The organism is Streptomyces sp. SID13726 (assembly GCF_010548375.1).
GTDB lineage: Bacteria > Actinomycetota > Actinomycetes > Streptomycetales > Streptomycetaceae > Streptomyces.
Window position 1 is genome coordinate 1 of record NZ_JAAGLY010000537.1, and the last position, 425, is coordinate 425.

Genomic DNA, 425 nt, shown 5'->3' on the forward strand with positions numbered 1-425 from the left:
CGTCGATCCCGTACGAGCGGTACGTATGGTCCGGGACAGCGGTCAGGACGGTGTCGGGACCCGGCCGGTCGCTCTCGCGGGCCGAGTTCACCAGCCGGGCCGTGCCGCGGTCGTCGCGGGCGGACAGGGCGCTCGGCACCGCGCTGGTGATCAGCAGCAGCGCGACGCCGAGGCCGACGCCCAGGCCCGTGAGGAGGGTGCGCGTCCAGCCCTCGCGGCCGCCGCCGAAGGCGAAGCGGGCGCCGAGGCCGAGGTCGCGGGCCCAGACCCGGAGCACGCCCCGGCTCATACGGCGCGCTCCATGTCGCGGGACCTGCCGTCGCGTACGACGATCTCGCGGTCGGAGTACGCGGCCACGCGGGTCTCGTGCGTGACGAGGACGACCGCGGCGTTCGCGGACCGGGCGGCCTCGGCCTGCTCCTGCA

The 425-nt window shown here is 76.0% G+C and carries 2 pseudogenes; both read right to left on the reverse strand.

Features of this window, described 5'->3' with window-relative positions:
- Window positions 1-289 (reverse strand): annotated as a pseudogene (locus tag G3I78_RS48995) (ABC transporter permease); the annotation flags it as partial.
- Window positions 286-425 (reverse strand): annotated as a pseudogene (locus G3I78_RS52645) (ABC transporter ATP-binding protein); the annotation flags it as partial. The pseudogenes G3I78_RS52645 and G3I78_RS48995, both read right to left, overlap by 4 nt.